Source organism: Salmonella sp. 5800, assembly GCF_046558195.1.
Classification (GTDB): Bacteria; Pseudomonadota; Gammaproteobacteria; order Enterobacterales; family Enterobacteriaceae; genus Salmonella; species Salmonella enterica.
Genome location: NZ_JBGDOX010000004.1, coordinates 239,022 through 260,532 on the forward strand (window position 1 = coordinate 239,022; position 21,511 = coordinate 260,532).

Consider the following 21,511-nt stretch of genomic DNA (forward strand, 5'->3'; position numbering starts at 1 on the left):
GTGCAAATCTGCTTAATGGATGAAACGGGCGCCACAGACGGCGCCTTATCTGTTCTGGCTGCCCGCTGGGGACTGGAGCATGACGAAGACAACCCGATGGCGCTGGTATTGACGCCGCAACATCTGGAGCTGCGCAAGCGCGACGAACCGAAGCTCGGCGGTATTTTTGTCGATTTTGTCGGCGGCGCGATGGCCCATCGACGTAAGTTCGGCGGCGGGCGCGGCGAAGCGGTGGCGAAAGCCGTTGGTATCAAAGGCGATTACCTGCCGGACGTGGTTGATGCCACGGCCGGACTGGGGCGCGATGCGTTTGTGCTGGCGTCCGTCGGTTGCCGCGTGCGGATGCTGGAGCGTAATCCGGTGGTCGCCGCGTTGCTCGATGACGGTCTGACGCGCGGCTACGCTGATGCGGACATTGGCGGCTGGCTTCAGGAGCGTTTGCAGTTGATTCATGCTTCCAGCCTGACGGCGTTAACCGATATCACGCCGCGCCCGCAGGTGGTCTACCTCGATCCGATGTTTCCTCACCGGCAGAAAAGCGCGCTGGTAAAGAAAGAGATGCGGGTATTTCAGTCGTTGGTGGGGCCGGATCTCGACGCCGACGGACTGCTGGAACCGGCGCGTCAGTTGGCGACCAAACGCGTGGTGGTCAAACGTCCCGATTATGCGCCGCCGCTGGCGGATGTCGCGACGCCCAACGCCATCGTTACCAAAGGGCATCGGTTTGATATTTATGCCGGAACCCCTCTGACGGAGTAACGGATTGTCCGATGGCGTTGCGCTTATCGGGCCTACGATTCTCAATTATTTGTAGGCCGGATAAGGCGTAAGCCGCATCCGGCACTGAGTATTACTGTTCGGTAACTGGCGTATTAATCATTCGATTTAACCACGGCACCATAATGGCCATCACCACGGTGACCGCCAGCGTTACCAGACCAATTTTGCTAAAGACGCCGGTATAAATTGGCAGCGTCTGTAACGGATCGGTGATGTTTTCCGGTACGGCAGTGAAGGTCGCCACATAACCGCCGAGCAGGAAGGCGGCGGCCTGGGTCAGGAACCACATTCCCAGAATAAAGCCCATCAGATGCTGCGGCACCAGAGCGGCGACCATTGCCAGCCCCAGCGCGCTAATCAGCAGCTCGCCCAGACTCTGGAACAGATACACCAGCACGATAAACCACGGCGACGTCAATCCTTGCGCATCGGCAAACCACATCCCGGCGGCGGCGGCGGTCAGAAAACCCAGCGCGCAGAGGAACATGCCAAGCGTAAACTTCATCGGCATAGTCAGATCTTTGCCTTTGCTACCCAGTCGGGTGTAAATCGCTGCCAGTACCGGACTGGCGACGACCACCCAGAATGGGTTCAGCGCCTGAAAACTCACCGGGTTAATGGCGAATCCAAGAATTTCATGATGCACATTATTAATCGCAAAGAAGTTCAGCGAGGTAGGCATCTGCGCATACAGAATGTAAAACAGCACGGCTTCAATCATCAGAATAAACGCCACGAACATTTTATTGCGGCCGGTTTTATCCAGACGAAACGCTTCGCGAAAGAAGAAAATAGTGACGACGATAGAAAGGACGATGAGCACCAGATTGGCAATCTTAACGTTGTGCATCAGCCAGGCGCAGAGGAAAATCATGACGACGGTGCCGAGCAGTACCAGCAGTAAATTGCGAAAACGTAGCGGTTTATGATCCGGTTCAGAACCGATATTTTTCACCATGCCACGGCAGGCGAAGTACACCAGAAGCGCAACAATTAAACCAGCGCCGCACAGATTATAGGTCACCGCATAGCCAAATTTATCGGCAATCACCGGCGCCAGCGATAGCGATAACAAAGAACCGATGTTAATCGACATATAAAACAGGGTGAAAGCGCCATCCAGCCGGGGATCTTTAGGCTGATAGCATTTAGAGAGCAGGCTGGCGGGATTGGCTTTAAATAACCCGTTGCCCACGGCAATCGTACCCAGTGCGATAAAAATCAGATCGGGATTTAATAGCGACATACCGGTCATAAAATAGCCAATCGCCAGCACAATCGCGCCCAGGACCAGGGTGCGTTTAGTCCCTAACAGATGGTCGCCAACATAGCCGCCGATGGAGATCAGGCCATAAACCAGCGCCGCAAAAGCGCCAAAGGTAATAAAGGCCTGTTCCTGAGAAAAACCCAATTGTTTAACGAAAAAGACCGCCAGGATGCCCTGGACGCCGTAATAGCCAAATCGTTCCCATAATTCTACAAAAAAGATCATGAAGAATGGACGAGGTTGCTGCAGCAAGCCCGTAGGTGCAGTTGTATTCATATTCCTTCGCCTTTTAATGCCATCCCGAAACGTATGAGCGCGTATATCAAAACGCGCCGAAAAGACTTACCCTGATATAGACTGCGGTTATTAGCCTGATCAATAGGTTATTATACAAATGATACGCAAACTAATTAGTGGATCACACTAATTATGTTTGGTGTGATGGAATGATGTACTGAGTACTGCGAAGAAGGGGGGATAAACAAAACGCCCACATAAGCGGGCGTTGTTGTTGATAGCCGGAATTTGCCTGATGGTTCAGGCCAACCTGATTGACTATAGACCAGATGCGGTCTTAGCCGCCAGCCGGCACGGCAAGTATTACTCTTCTTCGTCGCGCAGTGGCACAATCAGCATGTCAACGTGAACGGTGTTGATCAGCTGGCGCGCAGAAGACATCAGTTTGCTCCAGAAGTCCTGGTGATGACCGCAAACGACCAGATCCATATCGTATTTCTTGATGGCGTCAACCAGCACCTGGCCCAAATCGCCGCTACCGCTCAGGGTTTCAGTGATAGGGTAGCCAGCGTTGGTAGACAGCTCGGTCAGCGCGTGGTGGGTTTCTTCGGAGATACGTTTCTGCATATCGCCCAGATTGACGTCAATCAGACCGGTGTACAGGTCTGAATAATTCACGTCAACGTGGATGAGGGAGATTTTCGCGTTGTAGGGGCGCGCCATAGAGACCGCTTTTTCAACCAGAACTTTACTTTCCGGGGAGAGATCAACTGCGATAAGAATGTGTTTATAAGCCATAGTGTTACTCCTTCCATAAGTTGTCGATGACCATTGAGCTACTGGCGTTTCTTATGCCGCCGCGTCACCCGCGTCCTGCGAACTCTATGCGCGGGGCTAGCTCAGCCGTTTACCATAACTATCCTTACATTATAGCGACCAGGATAATCCGTCAATCTGCCTTGCTTGCCAGTTAGTTAAACAAAATTTTCAGGGAATTGCATTGATAGTGATTAACCTTCTGGTAAAAAAATTAACTGATCTCCTACAATGTGTATAAGAGCCGTTCGAATGCGGAGCGCTAATATGGACGGCTTTCGTAGTACTCTTTCACTGATTGTCTGGCAGGGTATCGGGGAGCGGTAGTCCCGGAGAGGAACTCCGTGGGCGGGTCGCCGGGGAGGAGATATGATAAGCACCGTCTCACTATTCTGGGCTTTATGTGTCGTTTGCATTGTTAATATGGCGCGCTATTTCTCATCGCTACGCGCACTGTTAGTGGTACTTCGTGGTTGCGATCCTTTGCTCTATCAATATGTCGATGGCGGCGGCTTCTTTACCACGCATGGTCAGCCCAACAAACAGGTGCGCTTGGTATGGTATATCTACGCTCAGCGCTATCGCGATCATCATGATGAAGAATTTATTCGCCGTTGTGAACGCGTGCGCCGCCAGTTTCTGCTGACCAGCGCGTTATGCGGTTTGGTGGTGGTGAGCTTGATTGCGCTCATGATTTGGCACTGAATAAAAAAAGTGGGCCAGTTTCCTGACCCGCTTGTGTTAGATAAGCCTCCCGGATGACGCCGCTTGTAGCGGCCTGTCAGGCCTGTGTTGCTTTATTCTGACAGGCCGGATTAGCGACAGCGCTATCCGGCCCATTTGGCTTAAATAATCTTCAGGGAAAGCCAGTACAGCACGCCGGAAAGAATAATCGCCGCCGGTAACGTAAATACCCAGGCCATCAGAATGCTGGTCACGGTTTTACGCTGCAACCCGCCGCCATCAACGACCATGGTTCCCGCCACTGAAGAGGAGAGGACGTGAGTGGTAGAAACTGGCATACCGGTGTAGCTGGCAAGACCGATAGAGACTGCCGCCGTCATCTGCGCCGACATTCCCTGCGCATACGTCATGCCTTTTTTACCAATTTTCTCGCCGATAGTGGTCGCCACGCGACGCCAGCCGATCATCGTACCAATACCCAGCGCCAATGCCACTGCCATAATGATCCACACCGGCGCATACTCAATGGTGCTTAACATATCGGTCTTCAGCTTTTTCAGCAGGCGCTGGTCATCGCTGCTTACGCCAGGCAATTTCACGACTTTGTCGGTCGTGTCGGAAATGCACAGCATAATGCGACGCAACTGGCTACGCTGTTCAACGCTTAACTTGTCGTAGCTTTCCACGTTTGCCAGCATCCCTTTCGCACGGTTAAGCGCGTTAATGGTGTTAGCCGGATGGCAGTGGAATTCAGTCGGTTCAGTCGCGCCCGGCTCCGGAGAGGGAATCAGTTGGTCAACGCCGGTGACGGCTTTCAGCAGGTCAGGACGCTGCTCAAAGTACGTTTCGACATTGTTGATAGCATCGCGCGTACGGGTGATTTCGTAGCTGGAGGCATTCATATTGACCACGAAACCCGCAGGCGCGACGCCAATCAGCACCAGCATGACCAGGCCAATGCCTTTCTGACCATCGTTCGCGCCATGCGAAAACGCCACGCCGATAGCTGAGAGGATCAGCGCGATACGCGTCCAGAACGGCGGCTTTTTCTTGCCGTCTTTCTTTTCACGTTCGGCTGGCGTCAGGTGGATACGGGCGCGTTTCTTAGTACCGCTCCAGTAGCGGCGCAGCAAGAAAATCAGACCGCCGGCGAATACCAGACCGACAATAGGGGAGATAATGAGTGAACCGAAAATATTGATAACTTTCGGGATGTTAAGCGCATCCACCACTGACGTGCCGGTCATCATCGCATTGGTTAAACCGATGCCGATAATGGCGCCAATCAGCGTGTGGGAACTGGACGCCGGCAACCCGAAATACCAGGTACCGAGGTTCCAGATAATCGCCGCCAGCAACATGGAAAAGACCATAGCGAGGCCGTGCGCGGAACCCATGTTGAGCAGGAGATCCGTTGGTAGCATATGCACAATGGCATACGCCACGCTGAGACCCCCCAGCAAAACGCCAAAAAAGTTAAACACCGCCGCCATGACAACCGCCAGCTGCGAACGCATCGCACGGGTGTAAATCACGGTTGCGACTGCATTGGCTGTGTCATGGAAGCCGTTAATTGCTTCGTAGAACAGCACAAAAGCCAGAGCAAGCAATAATAAAAGCCCGGTATGTAAATCCAGGCCAGCAAACAAATGTAGCATAGGACGTTACGCCATTTTGAGGACATGAACGCGGCGCATTATCAGTGACTTTGGCGGCGCGGGCAAAGTGAAATATAGACTTTTTTTGATGTACTTCGTGCTTTGTTTGATATCACTAAAGAATTATCTTATATATTTCAGATAAATACCATTTTCAGGCGCTTTTCGCGCTGGTGCGACCACTGAGGAAACTTTACAATTCCCGCCCGAATTTGAGAGAGGAAGGCGACGTGGAAAGGTTTGATGCCGTTATTATAGGCGCTGGCGCAGCGGGCATGTTTTGCGCCGCGCAGGCAGGACAGGCGGGTAGCCGCGTGCTGCTCATCGATAATGGCAAGAAGCCAGGACGTAAAATCCTCATGTCCGGTGGTGGACGCTGCAACTTTACTAATCTTTATGTTGAGCCTGCTGCGTATTTGAGCCAGAACCCCCATTTTTGTAAATCAGCGTTAGCCCGCTATACCCAGTGGGATTTTATCGATCTGGTCGGCAGGTATGGGATAGCCTGGCATGAGAAAACGCTGGGACAGCTTTTTTGCGATGATTCCGCCCAACGCATTGTCGATATGCTGGTTGCCGAGTGCGACAAAGGCGGCGTAACGATGCGCCTGCGTAGCGAGGTATTGAGCGTCGAGCGTGATGAGTCGGGTTTCGTACTGGCGTTGAACGGCGAGACGGTGACTACGCAAAAGCTGGTGATTGCCAGCGGCGGCCTGTCGATGCCGGGGCTTGGCGCATCGCCGTTTGGCTATAAAATCGCCGAACAGTTTGGTCTCAAGGTGTTGCCGACGCGCGCCGGGCTGGTGCCCTTTACGCTACATAAGCCGCTGTTAGAACAGCTCCAGACGCTGTCTGGCGTCTCTGTGCCCTGCGTAATTACCGCCCGCAATGGCACGGTATTTCGGGAAAACCTACTTTTTACCCATCGTGGGCTGTCCGGCCCCGCTGTTTTACAGATTTCCAGCTACTGGCAACCGGGCGAGTTAGTGAGTATTAACTTATTGCCGGACCTCTTGCTGGAAGACGTTCTCAATGAACAGCGTAACGCGCACCCGAACCAGAGTCTGAAGAACACGCTGGCGATGCATCTGCCGAAACGGTTGGTGGAGTGTTTACAACAGTTGGGGCACATCCCGGATGTATCGCTCAGGCAGTTGAACGTTCGTGACCAGCAGGCGTTGGTTGACACGCTTACGGCCTGGCAAGTGCAGCCTAACGGCACCGAAGGCTATCGGACAGCGGAAGTGACGCTGGGCGGCGTGGATACAAACGAACTATCATCGCGGACTATGGAAGCGCGCCGCGTGCCGGGTCTCTATTTTATCGGCGAAGTGATGGACGTCACCGGCTGGTTGGGCGGCTATAACTTCCAGTGGGCGTGGTCGAGCGCCTGGGCCTGCGCGCAGGATTTGGCGGCAAAACGCTAAGTACCATTACAAACAATAAGCGAATAGACATCCCGGACAGAGGTGTTAGTATCGATTTATAGCAGTTATGAGTATGCGTGTTTCATTTACGGCCAGGAACGCTGATGATGACAACATTACTCCCTCTTTTCCGGGTACCTACATCATTCACTCCCTTTGACGGCGAGCGCTTCATCGGCGTCTGTTCGTCGTCTGGCCCCTTTTCTTTTTTCATTCTTATCCCGAATGGAAACCCCCGCTGAGCGCACGCCCGGCGGACTTTGTGACACGCATGGTTAGACAACAGGGATTACGGCGGGTCGATTATGGACAAAATGAAGCGTCATCTGGTGTGGTGGGGAGCGGGGATTCTTGTGGCGGTGGCCGCGATAGCCTGGTGGATGCTGCGCCCTGCGGGAATACCGGAGGGATTTGCCGCCAGCAACGGCAGAATTGAAGCCACCGAAGTGGATATTGCCACTAAGATTGCCGGGCGTATTGATACCATCCTCGTTTCGGAAGGGCAGTTCGTTCGTCAGAGCGAGGTGCTGGCGAAAATGGATACCCGCGTATTGCAGGAGCAGCGGCTGGAGGCGATTGCGCAGATTAAAGAGGCCGAGAGCGCAGTTGCCGCCGCCCGCGCCTTGCTGGAGCAACGCCAGAGTGAAATGCGCGCCGCGCAGTCGGTCGTCAAACAGCGGGAAGCTGAGCTGGACTCCGTCTCTAAACGTCACGTGCGTTCCCGTTCGCTGTCGCAGCGTGGCGCGGTATCTGTACAACAGTTAGATGACGATCGTGCGGCGGCGGAAAGCGCGCGCGCCGCCCTCGAGACCGCCAAAGCGCAGGTATCTGCGGCAAAAGCGGCGATTGAGGCGGCGCGTACCAGTATTATCCAGGCGCAAACGCGCGTGGAAGCGGCGCAGGCGACCGAGCGGCGTATTGTCGCCGACATCGACGACAGCGAATTAAAAGCGCCGCGCGATGGACGCGTGCAGTACCGCGTTGCGGAGCCGGGCGAAGTGTTATCGGCTGGCGGCCGGGTGTTGAACATGGTCGATCTCAGCGATGTTTATATGACATTTTTCCTGCCGACCGAACAGGCGGGGTTGTTGAAGATCGGCGGCGAAGCGCGACTGGTGCTGGACGCCGCGCCGGATCTGCGTATTCCGGCGACGATCAGTTTTGTCGCCAGCGTGGCGCAGTTCACACCCAAAACCGTGGAAACCCACGATGAACGGTTAAAGCTGATGTTCCGTGTCAAAGCGCGTATTCCGCCAGAGCTACTGCGACAGCATCTGGAATATGTCAAAACCGGTTTGCCGGGAATGGCCTGGGTTCGTCTGGATGAGCGCGTGCCCTGGCCTGACGCTCTAAGCGTGAGGTTGTCGCAATGACGTCGCTGACGCTGGTGCCTGTTCCTCCCGTGGCGCAGCTTGAGGGGGTGAGCCAGCATTACGGAAAAACGGTCGCGCTGAACAATATCACGCTGGACATTCCCGCCCGTAGTATGGTCGGGCTGATTGGTCCGGACGGGGTGGGTAAGTCGAGCCTGCTGTCGCTGATTTCTGGCGCGCGGGTGATTGAGCAAGGGAACGTTATCGTCCTGGGCGGCGATATGCGCGATGCGAAACATCGCCGCGACGTCTGTCCGCGCATCGCCTGGATGCCGCAGGGGCTGGGGAAAAACCTTTATCACACGTTATCGGTTTATGAGAACGTCGATTTTTTCGCTCGTCTCTTTGGTCATGACAAAGCTGAACGCGAAGCGCGTATTACCGAGCTGCTGAACAGCACCGGCCTGGCGCCGTTTCGTGACCGTCCTGCCGGGAAGCTGTCCGGTGGGATGAAACAAAAGCTGGGGCTGTGCTGTGCGCTGATTCATGACCCGGAATTGCTGATTCTTGATGAGCCTACCACCGGCGTGGACCCGCTCTCCCGCGCTCAGTTCTGGGACTTAATTGACAGTATCCGCCAACGGCAGACCAATATGAGCGTGTTGGTCGCAACGGCCTATATGGAAGAGGCGGAGCGTTTTGACTGGCTGGTGGCGATGAATGCGGGCGAGATACTGGCAACCGGCAGCGCGCAGCAACTGCGGGCAAAAACCCATAGCGCGACGCTGGAACAGGCGTTTATCGCCCTGTTGCCAGAAGCGCAGCGCCAGGCGCATAAGCCAGTGGTGATCCCGCCGTATCACGCTGAGCAGGAAGAGATTGCCATTGAGGCGAAAGATCTGACCATGCGCTTCGGTAAGTTCGTCGCGGTTGACCATGTTAATTTCCGTATTCCGCGCGGCGAGATTTTTGGCTTCCTCGGTTCAAACGGTTGCGGCAAATCGACCACTATGAAAATGCTGACCGGTCTGCTTCCCGCCAGCGAAGGCCAGGCCTGGCTATTTGGCCAGCCAGTAGACCCGAACGACATCGATACCCGTCGCCGGGTCGGGTATATGTCGCAGGCTTTTTCGCTCTATAACGAACTCACCGTGCGGCAGAATCTGGAACTTCATGCCCGCCTGTTTCATATTCCGCCAGCGGAGATCCCGGCGCGCGTCGCGCAGATGATCGAACGCTTTATGCTAACGGAGGTGGAAGATACGCTCCCCGCTTCGTTGCCGCTCGGTATCCGCCAGCGTTTATCGCTGGCGGTAGCGGTGATCCATCGCCCGGAAATGCTGATTCTTGATGAGCCAACGTCCGGCGTTGATCCGGTCGCCAGGGATATGTTCTGGCAGCTTATGGTCGATCTTTCGCGTCAGGATAAGGTGACGATTTTTATCTCGACCCATTTTATGAACGAAGCGGAACGTTGCGACCGAATGTCATTGATGCACGCCGGTAAAGTGCTCGCCAGCGGTACGCCGCAGGAATTGGTGCAACAGCGGGGCGCGGCCAATCTGGAGGCGGCGTTTATTTCCTGGCTACAGGAAGCTGCGGGAGCGGCGCCTGAAACCCCAATACCGCCATCCCAGACGCCCGCCGCGTCAGGTAAACCGTCGCGGCAGGGATTGAGCTTCCGGCGTTTGTTCAGCTACAGTCGCCGCGAAGCGCTGGAGCTACGCCGCGATCCGGTACGTTCCACGCTGGCGCTGCTGGGAACGGTAATTCTGATGTTGATTATGGGCTATGGCATCAGTATGGACGTGGAGAACCTGCGTTTTGCCGTACTCGACCGCGATCAAACCGTCAGTAGTCAGGCATGGTCGCTCAATCTGGCGGGATCGCGCTATTTTATCGAACAGCCGCCGCTCGCCAGCTATGACGAACTTGACCGGCGGATGCGTTCGGGAGAGCTGGCGGTTGCCATTGAGATCCCGCCTAATTTTGGCCGCGATATTGCTCGCGGTACGCCAGCGCAGATTGGCGTCTGGGTGGATGGCGCCATGCCCAGCCGCGCCGAGACGGTGAAGGGGTACGTTCAGGCGATGCACCAAAGCTGGCTGCAGGAGGCGGCAAGTCGTCAGCCGAACCCGGTTAAACAGACCGGGCTGCTCAACATTGAAACGCGCTATCGTTATAACCCGGATGTGAAAAGTCTGCCCGCTATCGTTCCGGCGGTCATTCCGCTGCTGCTCATGATGATCCCGTCAATGCTTAGCGCCCTGAGCGTGGTGCGGGAGAAAGAGCTGGGGTCGATGATTAATCTGTACGTAACGCCGACGACGCGCAGCGAATTTTTGCTGGGTAAACAACTGCCGTATATCGCGCTGGGTATGCTGAACTTCTTGCTACTGTGCGCGCTGTCGGTCTTTGTGTTCGGCGTGCCGCTGAAAGGCAGCTTTCTCACGCTTACCCTCGCGGCGCTACTTTACGTCATCATCGCCACCGGTCTGGGGCTGCTGATCTCTACGTTTATGAAGAGCCAAATCGCCGCTATTTTTGGGACGTCGATTATTACCCTCATTCCGGCAACACAATTTTCCGGCATGATCGATCCGGTGGCTTCGCTGGAAGGACCGGGAAGATGGATCGGCGAGATCTACCCGACCAGCCATTTTCTGACGATCGCGCGCGGGACGTTTTCCAAAGCGTTGGATCTGTCCGATCTCTGGCCGTTATTTATGCCGTTACTGATTGCCGTCCCGGTGGTGATGGGTCTGAGCATTCTGCTGCTGAAAAAACAGGAGGGGTAATGCGCGGATTACGTAATATTTATAACCTCGGCGTCAAAGAACTGCGCAGTCTGCTGGGCGACAAAGCGATGCTGGCGCTGATCGTCTTCGCCTTTACGATTTCGGTTTACTCCTCCGCTACCGTCCTGCCCGGTTCGTTGCATCTTGCCCCTATCGCCATCGCCGATATGGATCAGTCGCAGTTGTCGAACCGTATTGTGAATAGTTTTTACCGCCCGTGGTTTCTGCCGCCGGAGATGATTACGGCAACGGAAATGGATGCCGGACTGGATGCCGGACGCTATACCTTTGCGGTCAATATTCCGCCGAATTTCCAGCGTGATGTGCTGGCCGGACGTCAGCCTGATATTCAGGTTAACGTCGATGCGACGCGCATGAGCCAGGCGTTTACCGGCAACAGTTATATCCAGAATATTATTAGCGGCGAGGTCAACAGCTTTGTGGCGCGCGCGCGGGGAGATAACGTTCAGCCGGTGTCGCTGGAGATTCGGATGCGCTTTAACCCAAATCTGGACCCGGCGTGGTTTGGCGGCGTGATGGCGATTATCAACAACATTACCATGCTGGCGATAGTGCTGACCGGATCGGCGCTGATCCGCGAGCGAGAACACGGCACGGTAGAGCATCTGTTGGTGATGCCGGTCACGCCCTTTGAGATCATGATGGCGAAAGTGTGGTCGATGGGGCTGGTCGTGCTGGTGGTTTCCGGTTTGTCTTTGATGTTGATGGTGAAAGGCGTACTTGGCGTACCGATTGAAGGATCGATCCCATTGTTTATGTTGGGCGTGGCGCTGAGCCTTTTCGCCACCACTTCAATTGGGATTTTTATGGGCACCATCGCCCGTTCGATGCCGCAGCTGGGGTTATTAATGATTCTGGTACTGTTGCCGCTACAAATGCTTTCCGGCGGTTCCACGCCGCGCGAAAGTATGCCGCAGGCGGTGCAGGATATTATGCTGACCATGCCGACGACGCATTTTGTCAGCCTTGCCCAGGCGATTCTTTATCGCGGCGCAGGTTTGAGCATCGTCTGGCCGCAGTTCCTGACCCTGCTGGCGATAGGCGGCGTGTTCTTCCTGATAGCGCTGTTACGCTTCAGAAAAACGATTGGCACAATGGCGTAAACATTATTGCCGGATGGCGGCTGCGCCTCATCCGGCCTACAAACGACAGACGTGCGAGCGTAGGCCGGGCAAGCGAAGCGCCCCCGGTAAGGCGCTGGGGCGTTAGTCTTCTTTCGGCAAACACTGCAAGTGGCCGTGGCGCACGCCGCGCTGGGCGATAACATCATCGGCAAAATGCTGTACGTCGCCCATATCGCCCTTCAGAACGGCGATCTCCAGACAGTCATCGTGGTTGATATGGACGTGCAGCGTGGCGACGGATAAATCATGATGATGATGCTGGGTGGAGACGATGCGGCTGGCTAAATCCCGTTTCTCATGTTCATAAACATATGAAAGTACCGCGAAACCTTGTGTACCGTGTTCCTGGGTGGCCTCCTGCGCCAGAGCGCCGCGCAGAATATCACGGATCGCTTCGGAGCGATTGTTATAGCCGCGTCGCTGGCTCAGGCTGTCCAGCGTTTCCAGTAAATCGTCATCGAGGGTGATGGTGACACGTTGCATCTGACTTAAACCTTTTGGTATGGCGCGTCGGCGCATGGGAAGCTCCGCATTTTGTAACACACGTCCGCCGCCAGAGGGAAAAATTAATGTGTCATAACGCTTTTGTTATCGTCTGCGGCGTCAGCGTAAACGGTGTGGGGGTACAGACTGCCAGACTGAGCGTATCGAGCTGACACTGGCTGACCGACAAGGCAGAGGGCAACGTGCTGTCCACGCTGACGATTTGCCAGGCGCTGCCGCCGCGTTGTTTTACGATGGCTTCTTTACGCGTCCAGATACGCCAGAAGGCCGCCAGTTGTCGCTCCGGACGTTCCGCTTCCATTTCAGCATGTTCGCCGAGGCTGAATACCGCATTTGCCAGCGAACGCCAGTTATCGCGCGGGCGGATCACTTCAATATCGCAGCCGACTTCACCTTCGTCGCTAAGCAACAGAGCAATAGTGTCGCCGCTATGGCTGAGGTTAAACCACAGCGGCGTTCCGGCGGAAAAAGCCGGTTTACCCTGTTCGCCATACACCATCTCCGGTAACGGCGAGAGCGCACGGGAAAGCAGCACGCGCCCGGCCAGCCAGCTTGCCCGGCGAAAGCCCTGCGGCGCCTGAGCGATTAACGCGTCGGGCAATTGACCTGCGCTTAATGTTGACACTTTTCCCAGAACGACCTGGTACATATCAGGACCAACGTTGCCTATGAAGAAGAGGAGATTGTAGCATCTGTCGCCTCATCCCGGTAAACGGCTTTTCGGTCGGCCTGGCCCCAGTAAGATCGCCAGTTTGCTGCCGCCTTTAGTGGTTTCCATCCAGATTTTGCAGACGCTGGTCAAAGGAACAGACAAGAGCATCCCGACCGGGCCTAATAGCCATCCCCAGACCAATAACGAAAGAAATACCACCAGCGTGGACATTCCCAGACGATGGCCCATCATGCGTGGCTCCATAATGTTGCCAATCACCATATGGACCACCAAAAAGAGCGCGCCGACCAGTACGCACTCGTAAAAGCCGTTAAATAACAGCGCCTGAATCATGGGGGGAACGGCGGAAATCACCGAGCCGATATTAGGAACGTAATTGAGCAAAAAGGCCAGTACGCCCCACATTAGCGCAAACTGAATATCCATTAACGCCAGCCCCAGCCAGATAATCGCGCCCGTCCATAGACTGAGCAGCGTTTTCAGCGCCAGATAATGCGAGACACCTTTCAGGGCGCGGTGCAGGCCGGCAATATGGATTTGTGGATTGTTTAGCGCGAAACGTAATTTATAAGGCACGTGACGCACCTCAAACAACATAAAAACCACGGTCATCACCAGCAGCACAATGCTTGCCATCGCGCCCGATACGCCGGTCATTAATGTTGTGGTGAAGAGCATGATTTTATCGGAATCCATCCCGCGGAGCATACGTTCCGGCGACATATGTAAATTCAGGAAGGGCATTAACTCCTGAAGGTGTAAGACCTTACGCGTCAGCTCCTTGCTGTATTTAGGCAGCATAGCGATAAATTCATTAAGCGATGCAGCAAGCACACCCACCAGCGCGGTAAGCACGATCAGCATGACGACCACCACGATAGTAATCGCCAGCGGTCGCTTCACGCCCCGGCGAATAAACCAGGTCACTAATGGATTAAGAACAATGGCGAAAAAGAGCGCCAGCAAGAGTTGTACAATAATATCCGCCGCGGCATGAATCCCGGCGAGAATAATAACCAGGGAGGCCAGTTTCAGCAGAATATGCATACCCGTTTTGTCGGGTTGAGCGGTTGCCATGAAGTTTTCCTTGTTGTGTTTTTTTCTAAGTGTAGCGGCTGCCCTGATACCGATAATCTGAATCTCACTACTGATTTTCACCGCGCGCCATGATAGAAAAGAAAACATGTTGTAAAAATGCGGTGATACTCATGCCCGAACCCGTCGCTGAACCGGCGCTAAACGGATTGCGCCTCAATCTGCGTATTGTCTCCATTGTGATGTTTAACTTTGCCAGCTACCTGACCATCGGCCTGCCGCTCGCCGTCTTGCCAGGCTATGTGCATGATGCGATGGGATTCAGCGCGTTCTGGGCGGGGCTTATTATCAGCCTGCAATACTTCGCCACTCTGTTAAGCCGTCCCCATGCCGGGCGGTATGCGGATGTATTAGGGCCGAAAAAAATCGTTGTCTTTGGCTTATGCGGCTGTTTTTTAAGCGGACTCGGCTACCTGCTGGCGGATATCGCCAGCGCCTGGCCGCTGATCAGTTTGTTGCTACTGGGGCTGGGTCGCGTGATTTTGGGGATTGGGCAAAGTTTTGCCGGCACCGGTTCGACACTGTGGGGCGTCGGCGTCGTCGGGTCGTTGCATATTGGTCGGGTTATCTCCTGGAACGGTATCGTCACCTACGGCGCAATGGCGATGGGCGCGCCGCTGGGCGTGCTGTGTTATGCCTGGGGCGGGTTACAGGGGCTGGCGCTAACGGTGATGGGCGTGGCGCTGTTGGCGATACTGTTAGCCCTTCCACGTCCGTCGGTGAAGGCGAACAAAGGCAAGCCGCTGCCGTTTCGCGCGGTGCTGGGGCGTGTCTGGCTGTATGGTATGGCGTTGGCGCTGGCCTCGGCAGGGTTTGGCGTCATCGCGACGTTTATTACCTTATTTTATGATGCTAAAGGCTGGGATGGTGCCGCCTTTGCGCTCACGTTATTTAGCGTCGCGTTTGTCGGCACGCGTTTGCTGTTCCCTAACGGTATCAATCGTTTAGGCGGGTTGAATGTCGCCATGATCTGCTTTGGCGTGGAGATTATTGGTCTGTTACTGGTGGGAACGGCAGCCATGCCGTGGATGGCAAAAATCGGCGTTTTACTCACGGGGATGGGGTTTTCGCTGGTCTTTCCGGCGCTGGGCGTGGTGGCCGTCAAAGCCGTGCCGCCGCAGAACCAGGGCGCGGCGCTGGCGACCTATACCGTCTTTATGGATATGTCTTTGGGGGTTACCGGGCCGCTGGCGGGGCTGGTGATGACCTGGGCGGGCGTGCCGGTGATTTATCTGGCGGCAGCCGGGCTGGTAGCGATGGCGTTATTGCTGACCTGGCGCTTAAAAAAACGGCCTCCGTCTGCACTGCCGGAGGCCGCATCATCATCGTAAAGGTTACTTAATAACTAACGTATTGATGATGTTTTCAGCCGTGGTTTGCGCTTTTTGCTGATTGTCCGCAGGCAGCGTGACCTGAATCGTCAGCAATTGGTTATCCACTTTGCCCAGCACGATGGAAGAGTACGCCGTCTGGCCTTTCGCGGAGATAATGCTGTCCAGTTGTTGCAACGTATGGCCTTTGAGCTCAATAGACTTATTGGTGACGACCTGAAGCTGCGGGTCGCGGCTACGCTGTTGCTCAAGCAGGCGGTTCGCCAGCACCGGCAACGCTTCATCGGTATTATCGCCGACGATAACAATCACCGCTTTCTGGCCCGTCGGGTCAGAATAAACGTGCATATTATTCGCCTGGGTGCCCAGCTTACCGCTTTGATCGGTCATATCCGCCGGCAGTGAGAAACTGAGTTTGCCATCCATCAGGCTGATGGGCTGACCGGAGGCTTGGCTTTCTGCGGCGGCGCTTTCTGCCGACGCTTTTGTATCGTTGTTATCACAGGCCGCAAGCCCCATAACCAGCAGGCCAATACCGGCATATTTAACCAAATTGCGCATTGACTTCTTCCTTTCGATAAACGGCCATAACGGCTCATTCGCTCATCTTATCACAACTCGGAAAACGAACCTTTAACTTGCCGGTAATGGGGAAATTTCAGATTTATCTGCCAGCTTTTTCAGCAACATATTCAGTAGAACGCCGTACATCGGCAGGAAGAAAATAATGCTGATGAGCACCTTAAAGCAATAATCCACCAGCGCAATTTCCATCCAGTGCTCGGCCATAAAGGCATCGGGGCTTCGCCAGAACGCAATGAAGAAAAAGGCAAGGGTATCGCTGATATTGCCAAACAGCGTTGAAGCGGTCGGCGCCAGCCACCAGCGACGATTTTGGCGCAGGCGGTTAAACACATGGACATCAAGGATCTGTCCCAGCGCGTAGGCCATAAAGCTGGCGGCGGCGATACGGGCGACAAACAGATTAAAGTTCGCCAGCGCGGCGAAACCTTGCCAGGCGCCCATATAGAACAGCGATGACACCACATACGACACCAGCAGCGCGGGGATCATGACGGCGAAGATAATGCGGCGCGCCAGCGGTGCGCCAAAAATACGCACGGTAAGATCGGTGGCGAGAAAAATAAAAGGAAAACTAAACGCGCCCCAGGTCGTGTGGAAACCAAAAATAGTGATGGGGAGCTGCACCAGATAGTTACTGGAAATGATCACCAGTAAATGGAATAGCGATAGCCAGAACAACGCTTTTATGCGCTGTGATTGTGTAAACGGAGTCATATTGTGACCTTTTTGTTGGATGGGGTGAGGGAACCCAATAAAGAACCGCCGCATAATACTGTTTTGCGCTGGCATTGCAATGGCTAATTTTCACGCAATCGTTAACCTGCCTGGCTTACTGACGAAGATGGGCGTAAAATATCGCCGTTTTTCTACCATTGAGACGAAGATGAGCGATCTGTTTTCCTCCCCTGACCATACGCTTGACGCCCTGGGGCTGCGTTGCCCTGAACCGGTAATGATGGTGCGCAAAACGGTGCGCAACATGCAAACTGGCGAAACATTGCTGATTATCGCCGACGATCCGGCGACGACGCGTGATATTCCGGGGTTCTGTACCTTTATGGAACACGATTTGCTGGCGCAAGAGACGGAGGGTCTGCCGTACCGCTATTTATTGCGTAAAGCGCATTAACCGCACGGCAGATAACATTCTGATTAGAAGCTTTCCCAGTTCGCCTGTTCTGCGGCGGGCTGTGGCGTTAAACCTTTGCTTAACGGCGTCGGCGACGCTTCCCGACGAGGCTGTTTCTGGATGCGGAACGCGGCCACCGCCTGACGAAGTTCGTTAGCCTGATCTTCCAGCGCCGCCGCCGCTGCTGCGGATTCCTCTACCAGCGAGGCGTTTTGCTGCGTCACGCTGTCCATTTCCGATACCGCCTGCGCCACCTGCTCAATGCCTTTGCTTTGCTCATCGGAGGCAGAGGCGATTTCGCCCATAATATCGGTCACGCGAGTCACGGCGTTGACGATCTCTTTCATGGTTTCTCCCGCTTCGCGTACCTGCGTAGAGCCGGTATCAATGCGCGACACGGAGTTTTCAATCAGCACTTTGATCTCTTTGGCGGCCTGCGCGCTACGGCTGGCCAACGTACGTACCTCTCCGGCCACGACCGCGAATCCTCGCCCCTGTTCGCCGGCGCGGGCGGCTTCTACCGCGGCGTTCAGCGCCAGGATATTAGTCTGGAAGGCGATACCGTCAATCACGCTGGTGATGTCCACGATTTTTTCCGAGCTTTCGGCGATATCGTTCATGGTGTTCACTACGTTATCCACCACGCGTCCTCCTTTACGCGCGGTTTCTGATGCGGTTTTCGCCAGACCCGTCGCCTGTCGTGCATTATCGGTGTTTTGCCGTACCGTGGCGGTTAACTGTTCCATGCTGGCGGCGGTCTCCTCCAGCGCCGAGGCCTGCTGTTCGGTACGGGAAGAGAGGTCGCTGCTGCCAGCGGAAATTTCGCCTGCGCCAGTATAGATAGAGTCTGCGTTATCGCGCACCGCGCTGACGGTACGGATTAACGACTGCTGCATCGTTTTGAGACCGGCGGCCAGTTGACCCATTTCACTGCGTCCTTCAGCCTCTATCTCATGGGTAAGATCGCCGTCGGCGATAGTTTGAATGTGCGCCATAATCCGTTGCAGCGGGCGGAGTAGAACGCGTTGCAGCCCCAGCCAGATAAACGCCAGCACGATGAGTACGATAAGTAGAATTATCCCCAGCGTCCATTGCATCTGGGTAAAACTGCTCTGATTCTGATCGCTGGCTAATTTTATTAATTGCGCATTTTGAGAGAGCCACTGGTTATATACCTGCTCCATGTCATCCTGCGCTTTTTGCGCGTCGAGGTTGCCATAGGCGGCGTAATTATCGGCTTTAAGATAGTGGATAGACTGCTGCAAAACGTCATACATCTGCTTGAAGCTGGCTTCGGCCTGGGCATCCAACGCCGGATCTTTTCCCGCGATCGCTTCGGAGTTCACGTAGTTGTTGAAATGCTTTTCCGCTTCGTTGAGCGACGCGCCAGCGTTGGTTAACAGCGTGTTCATGGCGTCCAGCGAGGCGGGATCGCGCTGATTTTTTAACATGCGTATCGCCACGCGGTTAATGGTGACGCGGGTTTCGATCAATGTCTGAAAACTGCCGCCCAGTTCCTGTTGTTGGTAACTCAGCGCGCTCGCATTCTGGAAATTCAGCCGATCGCTGCTGACGGCGGAATAAAACAGTATTCCTGTCACCAGCAATAAGGCGCTAAATATGCCCAGCGTCGCGATAACGCCGGTGATGACTTTGATATTTTTCATAGTGCCTAACATTCCTTATTTTGTAGACGGTATGATCAATATCGGTTGGATAAAAATTAACCTTACATCAAATCACGCTATTTCTGATTAATGGTTTGATAAGTAATAGAAAATAAATAATTTTCGCGTGAATAATATGTACAAAGAAAGGAATATCGCGGGATAACCCGGCGACACGACGCCGCCGGGTGGGAGAAGATTAGTTTTTACGCAGCAAACGTAGCGCATTGGCGGTCACCAATACCGTGGCTCCCGTATCCGCCAGGATTGCCAGCCATAGCCCGGTAAAACCCAGTAGCGTCGTCACCAGGAAAATGGCTTTCAGCCCCAGCGCAATGGTGATGTTCTGCCGGATATTCGCGTGGGTAGCGCGCGCCAGCGTAATCATCTGCGCTAACCCGCGCAGACGGTTATGAGTAAGGGCGGCGTCAGCCGTTTCCAGCGCGACGTCAGTACCGCTGCCCATCGCAATTCCGATACTGGCGGCTTTCATCGCGGGCGCATCATTAATGCCGTCGCCCACCATCGCCAGCGGCGCTTGTTGGTTAAGGGCGGTGACTGCCCGCACCTTGTCTTCCGGCAGTAGCCCGGCTTTAAACGCCAGATCCAGCTCGCCGGCAATCGCTGCCGCCGCCCGTGGGTTATCGCCGGTCAGAATCACGCCGTTAACGCCTAACTGATGCAGTTCGCGGATGGCGTCGCGCGCATCGTCACGCAACGTATCCTGGAGGGCGAGGACGCCAACAACGGTCTCGTTACGTAGCACCAGAACCACCGTCTGCCCGGCGTTTTCCAGTTCGCTAATTTGCCCGGCAAACGCTGCCGCAGGCTGTTTTCCCGCCGCGCAAATCAGAATACGTTCGCCGTTAACCTGCGCTTCAATTCCGGTGCCGGCCAGCGTTCGCTGCGATTCCGCCGTCGGGATCGCCAGATCGCGTGTCTGCGCTTCGCGGACAATAGCCTGCGCCAGCGGGTGCGTAGCGCCTTGTTCTACGGCTGCCGCCAGCGCCAACAGTTCAGCCTCGCTGATACCGCTTGCCGGATGAATCGCCGTCACCCGTGGTTTACCGATGGTCAACGTACCGGTTTTATCAAAGGCAACCTGCGTGATACGGCCCAGTTGCTCCAGCGCTGCGCCGCCTTTAATCAATGCGCCGCGCCGTGCCGCCGCCGCCAGCCCGGAGGTAATGGCCGCGGGCGTGGAGATCACCAGCGCGCACGGGCAGCCGATGAGCAGCAGCGTCAGCCCTTTATAAATCCACTCCTGCCAGCCGCCATCGAACATCAGCGGCGGAATAAGCGTCACCAGCAGCGCGATGACCATAATGACTGGCGTGTAGATGCGGCTGAAACGGTCAATAAACCGCTCAATGGGCGCACGGCGCTCTTCCGCCTCTTCAATCAGCGTCAGGATACGGTCAATCGCGCTGGCGCCAGGTTCAGATAGCACCTCCAGGGTGACGAGACGGTCAACGCTGGTCGCGCCTGCCGGGACTTTGTCGCCCGTTGCGCGCTCCACTGGGATAGACTCGCCGGTGAGCGCGCTTTCATCAAAGCTGGCGAAACCGGAAACCAGTTTACCGTCGGCGGGTAAACGCCCCCCGGCGGCGACTTCGATAATATCGCCCGGTCGCAGGGTATTAATAGCGACCTCTTCCCGTACGCCGTCGCGCAGACGGGTCGCTGTTTCCGGTTTAAGCGCCATTAACGCGCTGACGCCTTTACGGGCGCGGCTGGCGGCCCATCCTTCCAGGCGCTCGCCGATGAGGAACAGCAGCAATACCATTGCCGCCTCCGCCGTCGCGCCAATAAACAGCGCGCCAATGGCGGCGACGCTCATCAGCGTTTCAATAGCGAACCAACTGCCGCTTTTCATCAGCCGCAGCGCCTGGCGGGCAATAGGATACAGACCGACCAGAGTGGTGACGATAAAGGCCAGTTGGCCGAACGGGTGGTTAAATTGCTCCAGCCCCCAGCTTATCGCCATCATAATGATCAGCGTAATAAGCGGCAGGTTCTCTTTAAGACGAGATTCAGGCGCGGCGTCGCGCGAATCTTCGCTACGCAAGGTATAACCCGCCTTCTGTACGGCGCGTTCAATTTGCGCGCGGAGGTCGGCGTCGGCATCGACCACTAACTTTTCGGTGGCGAACAGCACTTGCGCCTGGTTGACGCCGCGAATTTGGCGGACCGCATTCTCCACTTTTCGGGCGCAGGCGGCGCAGTCCATGCCGGAGATTTTCCAGGTATAGCGCGTGCCTGCCACGGCAGTAGAAACAGGCGCGCTGGACGCGCAATGTTCTTCGCAGCAGCAGCTATCGGCCTTCTGTATTGCCGGGGCTAATCTGAAGGAGGTAAAGGGCGGGACTTTTTTGCCATCGGTATCAGGGGTCGACATAACG

Annotated in this window: 18 protein-coding genes; 8 read left to right on the plus strand and 10 right to left on the minus strand. The window is 55.2% G+C overall.

What is annotated here, in order from left to right:
• On the plus strand, nucleotides 1–759 hold the full coding sequence (rsmJ, locus tag ACLJZ5_RS10440; RefSeq protein ID WP_001165127.1) for a 16S rRNA (guanine(1516)-N(2))-methyltransferase RsmJ: 759 nt from the start codon (nucleotides 1–3) through the stop codon (nucleotides 757–759).
• 91 nt (nucleotides 760–850) lie between these two features.
• On the opposite strand, the gene dtpB is transcribed toward rsmJ, so the two are convergent.
• Both dtpB and uspA read right to left on the minus strand, forming a co-directional pair.
• Nucleotides 851–2,323 carry a dipeptide/tripeptide permease DtpB gene (gene dtpB, locus ACLJZ5_RS10445; RefSeq protein ID WP_024797729.1) on the minus strand — a complete coding sequence of 491 codons (1,473 nt, stop codon included), beginning with the start codon at nucleotides 2,321–2,323 and terminating at the stop codon, nucleotides 851–853.
• A 324-nt stretch (nucleotides 2,324–2,647) separates the two neighbouring features.
• Entirely contained in the window at nucleotides 2,648–3,082 is a 435-nt protein-coding gene (uspA, locus tag ACLJZ5_RS10450) for a universal stress protein UspA (protein ID WP_000323565.1), read from the minus strand.
• Between the two features lie 387 nt (nucleotides 3,083–3,469).
• Between uspA and uspB the strand changes: the two genes are divergently transcribed.
• Complete coding sequence (uspB, locus tag ACLJZ5_RS10455) at nucleotides 3,470–3,805, plus strand: universal stress protein UspB (RefSeq protein ID WP_000626193.1); 336 nt, start codon at nucleotides 3,470–3,472, stop codon at nucleotides 3,803–3,805.
• Nucleotides 3,806–3,945: 140 nt separating this feature from the next.
• Here the strand turns inward: uspB and pitA are convergent, their stop codons facing one another.
• The gene (pitA, locus tag ACLJZ5_RS10460; RefSeq protein WP_000902764.1) at nucleotides 3,946–5,442 is read right to left on the minus strand and encodes an inorganic phosphate transporter PitA; all 1,497 of its coding nucleotides are present in this window, start codon (nucleotides 5,440–5,442) and stop codon (nucleotides 3,946–3,948) included.
• 230 nt (nucleotides 5,443–5,672) lie between these two features.
• Here pitA and ACLJZ5_RS10465 point away from each other — a divergent pair, with 230 nt between their 5' ends.
• The 4 genes from ACLJZ5_RS10465 to ACLJZ5_RS10480 all read left to right on the plus strand — a co-directional run bounded on the left by ACLJZ5_RS10465 (nucleotide 5,673) and on the right by ACLJZ5_RS10480 (nucleotide 12,104).
• On the plus strand, nucleotides 5,673–6,869 hold the full coding sequence (locus ACLJZ5_RS10465) for an NAD(P)/FAD-dependent oxidoreductase (RefSeq protein WP_024797728.1): 1,197 nt from the start codon (nucleotides 5,673–5,675) through the stop codon (nucleotides 6,867–6,869).
• A gap of 305 nt (nucleotides 6,870–7,174) precedes the next feature.
• Nucleotides 7,175–8,242: an HlyD family secretion protein gene (locus tag ACLJZ5_RS10470; RefSeq protein WP_410958921.1), complete on the plus strand. Its 1,068-nt coding sequence runs from the start codon at nucleotides 7,175–7,177 to the stop codon at nucleotides 8,240–8,242.
• Entirely contained in the window at nucleotides 8,239–10,980 is a 2,742-nt protein-coding gene (gene rbbA / locus ACLJZ5_RS10475) for a ribosome-associated ATPase/putative transporter RbbA (RefSeq protein WP_000202924.1), read from the plus strand. Before ACLJZ5_RS10470 ends, rbbA begins: the two co-directional genes overlap by 4 nt.
• Complete coding sequence (locus tag ACLJZ5_RS10480) at nucleotides 10,980–12,104, plus strand: ABC transporter permease (RefSeq protein ID WP_001214750.1); 1,125 nt, start codon at nucleotides 10,980–10,982, stop codon at nucleotides 12,102–12,104. The genes rbbA and ACLJZ5_RS10480 overlap by 1 nt, the downstream gene beginning before the upstream one ends.
• A 102-nt stretch (nucleotides 12,105–12,206) precedes the next feature.
• Here the strand turns inward: ACLJZ5_RS10480 and nikR are convergent, their stop codons facing one another.
• The 3 genes from nikR to ACLJZ5_RS10495 form a co-directional block, all read right to left on the minus strand.
• The gene (gene nikR / locus ACLJZ5_RS10485) at nucleotides 12,207–12,608 is read right to left on the minus strand and encodes a nickel-responsive transcriptional regulator NikR (RefSeq protein WP_001190057.1); all 402 of its coding nucleotides are present in this window, start codon (nucleotides 12,606–12,608) and stop codon (nucleotides 12,207–12,209) included.
• A 91-nt stretch (nucleotides 12,609–12,699) separates the two neighbouring features.
• Entirely contained in the window at nucleotides 12,700–13,278 is a 579-nt protein-coding gene (gene acpT / locus ACLJZ5_RS10490) for a 4'-phosphopantetheinyl transferase AcpT (protein ID WP_000285375.1), read from the minus strand.
• Nucleotides 13,279–13,329: 51 nt separating this feature from the next.
• Nucleotides 13,330–14,379, minus strand: a complete 1,050-nt coding sequence (locus ACLJZ5_RS10495; protein ID WP_000179588.1) for an AI-2E family transporter — start codon at nucleotides 14,377–14,379, stop codon at nucleotides 13,330–13,332.
• 89 nt (nucleotides 14,380–14,468) lie between these two features.
• On the opposite strand from ACLJZ5_RS10495, the gene ACLJZ5_RS10500 reads away from it, so the two are divergent.
• Nucleotides 14,469–15,728, plus strand: coding sequence for an MFS transporter (locus ACLJZ5_RS10500; protein ID WP_077905455.1), 1,260 nt, complete (start codon nucleotides 14,469–14,471; stop codon nucleotides 15,726–15,728).
• 3 nt (nucleotides 15,729–15,731) lie between these two features.
• Here ACLJZ5_RS10500 and ACLJZ5_RS10505 read toward each other — a convergent pair whose 3' ends face one another.
• Complete coding sequence (locus ACLJZ5_RS10505; protein WP_001245277.1) at nucleotides 15,732–16,289, minus strand: DcrB family lipoprotein; 558 nt, start codon at nucleotides 16,287–16,289, stop codon at nucleotides 15,732–15,734.
• A gap of 72 nt (nucleotides 16,290–16,361) precedes the next feature.
• Nucleotides 16,362–17,027: a 7-cyano-7-deazaguanine/7-aminomethyl-7-deazaguanine transporter gene (locus ACLJZ5_RS10510; protein ID WP_001531644.1), complete on the minus strand. Its 666-nt coding sequence runs from the start codon at nucleotides 17,025–17,027 to the stop codon at nucleotides 16,362–16,364.
• A gap of 169 nt (nucleotides 17,028–17,196) precedes the next feature.
• Between ACLJZ5_RS10510 and tusA the strand changes: the two genes are divergently transcribed.
• Entirely contained in the window at nucleotides 17,197–17,442 is a 246-nt protein-coding gene (gene tusA / locus ACLJZ5_RS10515; protein ID WP_001541054.1) for a sulfurtransferase TusA, read from the plus strand.
• Nucleotides 17,443–17,465: 23 nt separating this feature from the next.
• Here the strand turns inward: tusA and tcp are convergent, their stop codons facing one another.
• Entirely contained in the window at nucleotides 17,466–19,109 is a 1,644-nt protein-coding gene (gene tcp, locus ACLJZ5_RS10520) for a methyl-accepting chemotaxis citrate transducer (RefSeq protein WP_023215176.1), read from the minus strand.
• Between the two features lie 199 nt (nucleotides 19,110–19,308).
• Complete coding sequence (zntA, locus tag ACLJZ5_RS10525; protein WP_000106658.1) at nucleotides 19,309–21,507, minus strand: Zn(II)/Cd(II)/Pb(II) translocating P-type ATPase ZntA; 2,199 nt, start codon at nucleotides 21,505–21,507, stop codon at nucleotides 19,309–19,311.
• Nucleotides 21,508–21,511: the final 4 nt, after the last annotated feature.